The sequence below is a fragment of the Salsuginibacillus kocurii DSM 18087 genome, assembly GCF_000377705.1.
Lineage (GTDB): Bacteria > Bacillota > Bacilli > Bacillales > Marinococcaceae > Salsuginibacillus > Salsuginibacillus kocurii.
In genome coordinates this window covers 22,411-32,570 of sequence record NZ_KB898640.1, presented here as the reverse complement: position 1 = coordinate 32,570, position 10,160 = coordinate 22,411, and the positions used below count along the sequence as shown (strand labels likewise).

Genomic DNA, 10,160 nt, shown 5'->3' with positions numbered 1-10,160 from the left:
AAATAAACAAATTGAAGACACATTACACACCTTCGGTATAGAACGTTCTTTAAGTCATAAAGGAACTCCCTATGACAATGCTGTAGCTGAAGCTACATTTAAAACCATTAAAACAGAATTCGTACATAATCAAACGTTCCCTAACCAACAAGAACTTGACCTCCAATTGTTTGATTATGTTCATTGGTTTAATCACATTCGTTTACACAGCTCATTAGGTTATCAGTCTCCCATGGAATTTAAAAAAGCAACTTTATAAATGTGTCCAGTTTGGTGTTGACATACCAAAGGGCAAGACTGCGCACCGAGAACCCGTGACTGTGCAGCCCCTCCATTTTTAATGCTTTACAAAGGCTTTTGAGACAGCCTCGATTGTACTGTCTGTTTTAAGAAGAAACGAGTAAGCAGACCAGCGGGAAAGCAACGGAGCTGCTGAAAACGCCTTATCGTTTAAAGCAAGATTTATCTTTTAAGATATCCTGAGCTAAAAAAGCACCTGAACGCACAAAAGAACGGGCTTTCACGAGGGGACTAAGGGGTGCCCCGGAAAAGCGCCCCCAGGTAGCAACCGAACCTTCACGAATACACAAGCAAAAGAAAGCCCCCTAAAAACGTTAAACGACTCATATGCCAAATATGTGGCCCTGTAAATGTTTTCTGAACGTCCATCTGGTAAGCAAGATAGCCTGTCCCCCCAAGCGATAGCGCAATCAGCACAAGCGTCGCCACAATGCCTGTCCCTAAGCCAACAATAAAAAAGAAAAACCATCCCCAAATCATGCCCAAACCTGCATACACAATCCCATTCGCTAAAAAAACTAGTGTTTGTGAATTCATTTGGTTTACGTTCTCCTTTCCCTTTTAAACTTGTCCACTGTTGCTATGCAATGAATAAATAAAAAGACCCAAAAAAGATGGAAAATTCATGAAAAAATATGTTACTCCTAACTGTACCTAACGCTTTTTATTCCCGCAAGAGCGAACGAACACGAGTTCTGCAAGTTTAAAACCGTTTCTGTCGAAAGCCCGTTATACAAGTCCCGAAAATAAGTAATATTAAGAATTTTTATACTTTAACACGTACTGATAGGTTTTGATTGCATGTTCACTACGGTACTGTGCTAAAATGTTTTGTCTGCTTCTCTTTTGCTCATTCTACATAAGAGAAAAAAACGTTTTCACATTAAGGAGGACTCTAAATAATGCCATCACATGATTTACAAACCCCAACATACACGGCAAAGCAACGGCTGAGTGTCCTAATGGGCGCTGCCTTTTTAATGGCTACATCAGCCATTGGACCTGGATTTCTCACCCAGACAGCTGTCTTTACCGAAGAGCTTTTGGCGAGCTTTGCTTTTGTCATTCTCATTTCCATCATTTTAGATATTGGCGCGCAGTTAAATATCTGGCGGATTATTACGGTTTCGCGCATGAAAGGACAGGATATCGCCAATCAAGTTTTGCCGGGACTTGGCTACATCGTCGCTTTTTTCATCGTGCTCGGCGGACTCGCTTTCAACATCGGGAATGTGGCCGGGGGCGGTCTGGGCGTAAATGCCCTCCTAGGACTTGATACCCGGATTGGAGCCATTTTAACCGGGATAATTTGTATTGGAATCTTCTTATCCAAAGAAGCCGGCGTGGCTATGGACAAAATCGTCCGCTACCTGGGCCTTATGATGATGCTACTTACCGCTTACGTTATGATTGTCAGCAACCCGCCCTACGGAGAAGCTGCCATTCAAACGGTCGCTCCGATGGAAATAGATATTTACGCGATCGTGACTATCGTTGGTGGTACAGTCGGCGGTTATATTACCTTTGCCGGCGGGCACCGCTTACTGGATGCAGGGATCACCGGAAAAGAAAACTTGCGCTACGTCACGAACACATCCATTATGGGGATCATGGCTGCGTCAGTCATGCGGGCCCTACTCTTTTTAGCGATTTTAGGCGTAGTAGCAGCCGGAGCCACCCTTGATGCGGACAACCCCACCGCTTCGGCGTTTTATCACGCGGCCGGCGATATCGGATTACGCCTGTTCGGGCTTGTCCTTTGGGCTGCTGGAATTACGTCTGTCATTGGGGCTGCGTATACGTCCGTTACGTTTTTATCAACGTTTCACGCCAGCATTGAGCGTAACCGCCGCTACTGGACGATCGCTTTTATCGTCTTTTCTACTGGCGTCTTCGCCTTTATCGGCGAACCTGTCATGTTACTCATACTAGCTGGAGCGTTTAACGGCTTAATCTTGCCGCTTACGCTTGGTTCGATCCTGCTCGCCGCTCATAAAACGAGTATCGTCGGCGACTATAAACATCCGATCTGGCTTACCATCTTTGGCGCCTTCGTCGTCCTATTAATGGCGGTATTCGGCGTTTACACGCTCTTTACCACCATCCCAGGCTTATTTTAAAGCTGGTTTGAGTTAACATTGAAAGACGTTGTTCGGGACAAAGAGTGACGCCACAACGATGAGGCGTCACTCAACAACTAAGTGGAGCCACACAACAGCTGATGAGCGTCACGCCACAGCTATGAGTGTTCACTCCACAAGAGGACGGCGCGACTCCACAACCATGGGTCTTCACTCCACATGCGAACGGCACGACACCACAACCAGGTGGCTTGACTCCACAACGAGCGGATGCCACGCCACAACTGATTATCGTCAAGCAACAAATGATACAAACCATGTGCTCGCAAGAAGAACCGAGCCATGCTAAAATGAAACAGATGAAATTGAACGAAGAGGTGGTCCGATGCAGACACCTGAACTTACACCGCTTGGAGACGGTGCAATTCGAGTGAGTTTTGGCACGGAGATTTCCCCGGAAATAAATGACAGAGTACGCGGCTTAGCCGCACTTCTAGAAGAGGAAAACTGCCCGTGGGCGGAGGAGTGGGTGCCAAGCTATACGGTGCTGACTGTGTTCTACCATAGTGATCATATTTCGTACGCAGACGCGGCAGAGGCGCTTCGGCGTAGGGCTGAACGAGCGGCTTCCACTAGTGCGCCGCCTGCCCGTCTCTTCGAATTGCCGACCTACTACGGCGGCGCAGAAGGACCGGACCTGGAGGACGTGGCGGAACATGCTTCTCTTTCCATAAAAGAAGTGATTGAGCGGCACGCTGCGCCAAGCTATCGTGTCTACATGCTCGGCTTTACGCCTGGGTTTCCGTATTTGGGCGGGATGGATGCGAAGCTCGCGACACCGCGGCTTACGAATCCACGCGCGCATGTTCCGGCTGGCTCAGTAGGGATTGCAGGCGGTCAGACCGGGGTGTATTCGCTCGACAGTCCGGGCGGCTGGCAGTTGATTGGGCGAACGCCGGTGCGGTTGTATGACCCGGCGCGCGAGCCTGTGACGTTGTTCCGGGCGGGCGATCTTGTTTCGTTTGTGCCGGTGTCGCGCGAAGAATATGAACGTGTGGAGGCGGCGGTGGCTGCGGGTACATATGAGATTTCGTGGAAAGAGTGGGGAGGTGCTTCTAGTGAAGACGGTTGATGTGAATTGTGATTTAGGGGAGAGTTTTGGCCGCTATACGCTCGGGCGTGATGCGGATGTATTGAAAGAAGTGACGTCGGCGAATGTTGCCTGCGGCTTTCATGCCGGCGATCCGCTTGTGATGCGGCAGACGGTCCGGCTAGCACGCGAGCACGGCGTTTCAGTCGGCGCGCATCCCGGTTTCCCCGATTTGCAGGGGTTTGGACGGCGGATGCTGGACGCAAGCGCTGAGGAAGTATATGCAATGGTCGTTTATCAAATCGGGGCGCTGGCTGCGTTCGCCGATGCCGAAGGAGTGCAGCTTCAGCACGTCAAGCCGCACGGCGCGCTTTACAACGCGGCTGGAGCCGACCGGGAGCTGGCGGACGCTGTCGCTGCAGCAGTAAAAGACGTGGATTCATCATTGGTGCTCTACGGCTTGTCCGGAAGCGAGCTCGTGCGCGCCGGCGAAGCAGCCGGCCTTTACACGGCCAACGAAGTCTTTGCCGACCGCGCCTACAATCCGGACGGCTCGCTCGTTGGGCGTAAAGACCCGCGCGCGATGATTACCGACGAAGAAGAAGCGGTCAAACGCGTCATTCGCATGGTGACAGAAGCCAAAGTCGAGGCTGTGGACGGCACCGACATCGAGCGTCCGGCTGACACGATTTGCGTGCACGGCGATGAACCTGAAGCGCTCGCCTTTGCGAGCCACCTGCGCCTGGCCTTGATTGACGCCGGCCTGGAGATTGCTTCCCCGCTTGGAGGCAGCCGCTCATGAGCCAGCATCAACAAGTTACGAGCCAGCCAATTGCCCGCGTCGTGCGTCCCGGACTTTTCACCACTATCCAGGACAGCGGCCGCATCGGTTTCCAGCAAGACGGCATTCCCGTCTCCGGTGCGATGGACCCGTTCGCACTCGAGCTGACCAACACCATCGTCGGCAATCCCGCCGACACAGCTGCGATCGAAGTCACCATGCAAGGCCCGACCCTGCGCTTTGAAGAAGAAACACTCGTTGCGATCGGCGGCGCCAATCTCGGCGCGTATTTGAATGACGTCCCGTTTGAAAACTGGAGCACCCGCCACGTCATACCCGGAGACGAGATTAGCTTCCGCATCCCCGTCTCCGGCGTGCGAGCTTATATTGCCGTGGCAGGCGGCTTCGACGCCCGCGTTGACCTCGGCAGCTGCTCCACCTTTACGAAAGCGAGTCTCGGCGGATTGGAAGGCCGGGCTTTTAAAAAAGAAGACCAGCTCGCGGCCAGCACGCTGGAGTGGGACGAGCGCTTCTGGACCCGCAGACGCAAGCGTCCCGATCCAGCCGTCTATGCCCGCGTCTACCACGACGGGCCGCTCCGTGCCATTGCCGGCCCCGAGTGGGACGCTTTTACAGATGAAGCGCAGCGGGCCTTCTGCGGCGAGGAATTTACGATCAGCGACCAGGCCGACCGCATGGGCTACCGCTTAAAAGGACCCAAATTGGAACAGGCCGCCTCCGCCGACATCTTATCCGACGCGGTCGCCTTTGGTACCATCCAGGTCGCAGCCGACGGCCAGCCGATGGTGCTCATGGCCGACCGCCAGACCACCGGTGGCTACACACGCATAGGCTCGATCATCCGCGCCGACTGGCCGCGCCTCGCGCAAATGGCCCCCGGCGAAAAGATCCGTTTCGAACTCGTGACCGTCAACGAAGCACACCAGGCCTACACGTCGTCACGCAAACACTTCGAAACCTTTAAAAAAGCCCTGCCGTTGTTTGAGCACGTGTAGTGCGCGGGGAGGTTATGCTCTCCCTTGTTGGCTGCTTTAATAGCGCTGGCGCTGTGGAGGAGAGAGTCCCCGCTATCCTACATCGATGGGCGGAAGTATGGATTCAGATCATTTCCTGCTTATAACGGAATGGTACATTATATCTAACTTCACACTAGGTGGAATTATGTTCTTTGTGGTGCTTTCATCTCTTTGCTTTTGTACATATAAAATCTTTAAAGAATCTAGCTAACGGGCAGCTTTAATAAAATAAGCTATATGACTAAAAGACCTTCACTATACAAAGGTGCATTCATCACCTGTATGTTGAAGGTCTTTTTATATACAAAAAATATACTCCCATTTCATACATAACATTAATTATATTGAAAACAAGACGATCAACTCATTGATCGCCTTGTTTATTTATTGAGACCGTTAAGTTACGTCCATTTTTTCATAAACTACTTCCAAACCTCGTCTAATTTATCCGCATAGAATTCAATAGCTTGTTTATAACTATAAATCTCCGAGTCGGTTGTCGTAGCTGTTAAACACTTTAATAAGAGTTCCATCGCTTTGTTATGTTCATTTAGATTATATAAGGTCATCGCATAGAACGTTTGAATTGCCCTATTATTGGGGAACACTTCCATTCCTTTTTGAAGTGTATGTTTTGATTTATCATATTCTCCTAAGGTCCTATATGTACTCCCTAATCCTACTAATGCTTCTTCCAAATCCTCTTTAGGCAACCCAAACTTAATGGCGCTTTCATAAAATGGAACTGCTTTTGCTTCTTCACCTAATATGTCTAAACTCCACGCACATTGGTAGTTAATCAAAGCATCCTCAGGAAACTCCTCTACCAATCTCATAAGCAAGTCGCTAGATTCTTTATGGTTTCCTCTCGTCCGTAAATCAATTGCTTTTTCTAATTCTTCGTTCATTAGCTTCATCTCCGATACTATATCTGTTTCTTCTCCTCAACTGCTCAAGAACATACTTTATTTTACCATTATCATACAGTTCACAACTACTTTTCAGGCTTAAGTTCTTAGTTGCTATTAACTTTTACAAGCTGGGTTACAAATTCAGATGAAATGTGGCAGGACGATAAAATATTTTACAGAACTGTAAGAAAACATGTGAATTTTATTAAACAGTTGAAGCTCACCCTACGTTAGCCTTCATACTAATTATGAAAAATGTATAGGAGGGATTTTTTTGAATAGAAAGAGTAAAGAAACCTTAATGGTTCAGCTGATGTTGGGAATTTCCATTATTCTTGGTTTCATACCTCCGCTCGTAATGTACTTAATCACTAAGAGAAACCACTTGTTTTATCGTGAGGCAGTCGTCGAGCACTAAATTTTCATTTAACTATCTTCCCATTCTTTGCACTCACCTATGCGTTACCTTCATCATACGCCTATATCGCTTTTATCATTTTGTTTATAGAAGTAGTTGTGATAGGTTATGCAATGATTAAAATTACACTAAACAAAACGTACCGCTACCCTGCAATTCCATTTATCAAAGAAAGTAAAAAAACAGTAAAGGAGGGATGGAGAAATGCCCAATAGCCTGCAGACTATTGGAACGTTAGCTCGTCGCAGTGGAGAAACGATTCGGACTCTTAGGTATTATGATGATATTGAGTTGCTAAAGCCGACGGTGTATAAAGACGGAGGTCACCGAATGTATAATGAACAGGCTGTACATCGGTTGCAAGAAATTCAATCACTCAAGTTTTTAGGCTTCTCACTTAGAGACATTTCCTATATTTTAAAACAGCAAGAAGCCTCTCAATCTCAGTTACATGATGTTATAACAAGTAAGAAGCAAGAGTTAATAGAGCAAGTCCAAGAATTGCAGCAAACGATCCAACAGCTCGATTACATGTCCTCTATTATCGCTCATGAAGAAGTCATTGATATTCGAGTGTTCTGCTTTATCATTCATTCGCTCGTTTGGGAACACAATCATTACCAGTACAACCAGGAACAAAAAAACACCGTTCCTACAACAGAAAGACGCATTCTAGATCAACAGTATTATCACTTGTTTACAACACTAAAACGGTTAGCTTCCAATGGTCTATCACCAGCTGATCCTCAAATCCAGGAAGTGGTAGAAAACATTTTAACTTTGCACAATCAGCTACTCACTACCCTTGACCAAGAAACGTGGGAAGCGATGAGCAAGCAAGAAAGTACAACAAACATTTTAAGTCCATTGACCACGGAGGAGTGGACATTTTTTCAAAATGCTTTTGCTAATCATCATCTGAATTCTGGAGAGAAAACTAAAAGCCGCTCTTCAACAGTAGATTAAGAGGATGCGGCTTTTCTATGATCACCGCTTCTTTTCAACTTTTGCTGAAGCCTATACGTCAAGTAGCCGTAAAAAGCCCCGTAAGCCCGTTTAAACGCCGTTAACTTACAATTATTTACTACGTAAATATTGAAAAATACTTGCGGGTGTTATTTTAAAAATTAATAAAAGTTGTGCCGTTTTGACAACTTACCTTGTATAGCTAGTAAATCGCTAGCTACGCTATTACCTACGCTTAAAGGTACGGGCTATTATTTAATATTACGGCTTCATAATTCAGCTGTCACTGTGTGCCGTTAATAAGGTAACGCCGTTAACTTCATAACAGTAGGAAGATTTTACTAATATGAAATGCTATAATATTTACGGTAAGGAGTGAACGTGTATGGGTGATATAAAACTATTTAGATTAAAAGGGGATAGCGTTGATGAACTTGAAGGACAATCTGTATCTATTGAAAAGTCATTACAACATATAATTAACGGCATTTAGAAACGTTTTTAGGTGTACGCTTGTTAGCTTCTGAACATAGTACGGGTAAATGTCACGCAGGGCGTATTGATACGTTAAGCATTGATGAAAACAATTCCCCCGTAATTATAGAATATAAGCGATCAATGAACGAAAACGTTATAAATCAAGGCTTATTTTATCTGGATTGGTTATTAGACCATAAAGCGGAATTTGAAATAATGGTAATGCGTAGGTACGGTGCAACCGTTTCAGACGCTATTGATTGGAAAAGCACTCGTTTACTTTGTATAGCAGGCAGTTTTACTAAGTATTACGAACACGCAGTTCAACAAATAAACCGTAATATAGAGCTTTATCACTACAAACATTATAGTAATGGACTTCTATTACTAGATTTAGTTAACGCTACAACGGCACAAACCGTACATATTAGTGATGAAGCTACCGCACCAACTACGGCAACTAACCGTAACAATAAGGTTAAAACGGTAACTGATTATTTAGAGCAGGCTAACACGGAACTAACTGATAGATTTGAAACGTTAAAAGCCTATATGATGGCGTTAGGTGATGACGTTCAAATGAAAATACTTAAACATTACATAGCGTTTAAACGTATTAAAAACTTTGCTATCGTTGAAGTACACCCGCAGACAGCAAAGATACTACTTTATTTGAAAGTTAAGCCCGATAGTATTACGTTGGAACAGGGCTTCACCCGTGATGTTAGTAATATAGGGCATTATGGTACGGGTGATTTAGAAGTGGTTATTGCTAGTGATGAGGATATTAAAAAGGCTAAACGGTTTATTAACATGAGTTACGATGTTAGTTAATAACAAGTTACGAAAGTCAGGGGAAAGAAATGATTAAAAAACTTAAATCAGCTTGGATACTTGTTTTAGGGGCAATTTTAGGAGGTATTTCATCTGCATATATAGGAGATGATGTTTCGTTTGGTTTTGAACTACTATTTAATTTTTTACTATTTAGTGGTTTTAGTATGCTAACTATCTATATATTAAAAAAGGGCAGTGAATCTATTTATAATGGTGTCAACAAAATCAATCAAAAATATAAAACTTTAAAAGAAAAGGCAAGGTTATATGATGAATATATAGAAAGGGAAAAAAACAATATTAAATACTTAGGTCCTCCTTACACAAACGGAGTTATGGAACTTTCAGAAGAACAAAAAAGTATTATAATAAATGACTTAAATAAATTTGAAAGAGAATTTTCTCCCTCCGCAGACCAAACCGAGATAACTGTTCATTGGCTAACTTCCAGATATAATAGCAAGCATCCTGAATTTCCTATTAACGGTGATACTGTGAAATACTTATTAGGGTATAAACCAAAAGACCCCGAGCAAGTAAAAAGAGAAGCTGAGTTAGACCTGCATGTTTATAAAAAAATAAGAGAGCTTTTAGAACATGAAATGATGATGGACTTTCTTAAGGATTTAGACTTATCAATCCAACCCTTTCCGTTTGCCTATGTGAAAATGGTCTATACATTTTCCCAAACTGAGGACAACCCTGAATATAAATTTATGGACAAGGAACTAGATGAAATTCGTATTAAGCTAATTAATAGTTTAAAGATTTTAGATAGTTTGCTTGGGGTAAATTCAGAGGGAATGGGTGATGGTGTAAGGTATATTATTACAAAGAACAATATGAGTCACGAGGAACGATTGGATATAACGAATAAAATTAATGAGGCTACATTTAATGCTTGGGAAGATTATAAGTTATTTATAGAATTAGGACGGGTAAAATTTGGTCTGGAATATAGTAAAATCGGGCAAGCATGACTTAAGCCCGTTTTATTTTTCATAACCGTGTTTAATTCTATGCGCTTTTAAATATACGGGTAATGGTGGATCACTTAATGGCATAATAAAAGTAAGGTTTTTAGGTAATCCTTGTCCATAAAGCCACAACCCTTGATATATCAACTTTTTTTAGAACAATAAGCAATTTTGATGTGCTGAATATTTTTGGTGTAGTATATTGGAATACATTGTTATTGACAATGCAGTCTGTATCTTCTTTATTTCTTGTTTAAGGGTTAGAACGACAAGGTGGAAGGATTG

The 10,160-nt window shown here is 44.4% G+C and carries 11 protein-coding genes; 9 read left to right on the top strand and 2 right to left on the bottom strand.

Translation table 11 applies throughout. The annotated features are described in order from the left end of the window. Positions 1–259 (top strand): IS3 family transposase (locus D469_RS0118965; RefSeq protein WP_018924963.1); only part of this gene is annotated, 259 nt, incomplete at its 5' end. A gap of 317 nt (positions 260–576) precedes the next feature. On the opposite strand, the gene D469_RS0118955 is transcribed toward D469_RS0118965, so the two are convergent. After that, positions 577–837, bottom strand: coding sequence for a hypothetical protein (locus tag D469_RS0118955; RefSeq protein ID WP_018924961.1), 261 nt, complete (start codon positions 835–837; stop codon positions 577–579). Between the two features lie 365 nt (positions 838–1,202). On the opposite strand from D469_RS0118955, the gene D469_RS0118950 reads away from it, so the two are divergent. The 4 genes from D469_RS0118950 (at position 1,203) to D469_RS0118935 (ending at position 5,268) form a co-directional block, all read left to right on the top strand. Further along, the gene (locus tag D469_RS0118950; RefSeq protein ID WP_018924960.1) at positions 1,203–2,420 is read left to right on the top strand and encodes an NRAMP family divalent metal transporter; all 1,218 of its coding nucleotides are present in this window, start codon (positions 1,203–1,205) and stop codon (positions 2,418–2,420) included. A 346-nt stretch (positions 2,421–2,766) separates the two neighbouring features. Continuing rightward, positions 2,767–3,513 carry a 5-oxoprolinase subunit PxpB gene (pxpB, locus tag D469_RS0118945; protein WP_018924959.1) on the top strand — a complete coding sequence of 249 codons (747 nt, stop codon included), beginning with the start codon at positions 2,767–2,769 and terminating at the stop codon, positions 3,511–3,513. Beyond that, positions 3,500–4,273 carry a LamB/YcsF family protein gene (locus tag D469_RS0118940; RefSeq protein WP_018924958.1) on the top strand — a complete coding sequence of 258 codons (774 nt, stop codon included), beginning with the start codon at positions 3,500–3,502 and terminating at the stop codon, positions 4,271–4,273. The genes pxpB and D469_RS0118940 overlap by 14 nt, the downstream gene beginning before the upstream one ends. Further along, complete coding sequence (locus tag D469_RS0118935) at positions 4,270–5,268, top strand: 5-oxoprolinase subunit C family protein (protein WP_018924957.1); 999 nt, start codon at positions 4,270–4,272, stop codon at positions 5,266–5,268. Before D469_RS0118940 ends, D469_RS0118935 begins: the two co-directional genes overlap by 4 nt. Before the next feature lie 443 nt (positions 5,269–5,711). Here D469_RS0118935 and D469_RS0118930 read toward each other — a convergent pair whose 3' ends face one another. After that, a complete protein-coding gene (locus D469_RS0118930) occupies positions 5,712–6,197 on the bottom strand; it encodes a tetratricopeptide repeat protein (RefSeq protein WP_018924956.1) in 486 nt (161 codons plus the stop codon). 277 nt (positions 6,198–6,474) lie between these two features. On the opposite strand from D469_RS0118930, the gene D469_RS22640 reads away from it, so the two are divergent. The 4 genes from D469_RS22640 (at position 6,475) to D469_RS0118910 (ending at position 9,878) form a co-directional block, all read left to right on the top strand. After that, on the top strand, positions 6,475–6,618 hold the full coding sequence (locus tag D469_RS22640; protein ID WP_018924955.1) for a hypothetical protein: 144 nt from the start codon (positions 6,475–6,477) through the stop codon (positions 6,616–6,618). 204 nt (positions 6,619–6,822) lie between these two features. Further along, the gene (locus tag D469_RS20830) at positions 6,823–7,584 is read left to right on the top strand and encodes a MerR family transcriptional regulator (protein ID WP_018924954.1); all 762 of its coding nucleotides are present in this window, start codon (positions 6,823–6,825) and stop codon (positions 7,582–7,584) included. A gap of 513 nt (positions 7,585–8,097) precedes the next feature. Continuing rightward, positions 8,098–8,895: a DUF5655 domain-containing protein gene (locus D469_RS20825; RefSeq protein ID WP_018924952.1), complete on the top strand. Its 798-nt coding sequence runs from the start codon at positions 8,098–8,100 to the stop codon at positions 8,893–8,895. Between the two features lie 29 nt (positions 8,896–8,924). Beyond that, positions 8,925–9,878, top strand: a complete 954-nt coding sequence (locus D469_RS0118910; RefSeq protein ID WP_018924951.1) for a hypothetical protein — start codon at positions 8,925–8,927, stop codon at positions 9,876–9,878. The last annotated feature ends 282 nt before the right edge of the window (positions 9,879–10,160 follow it).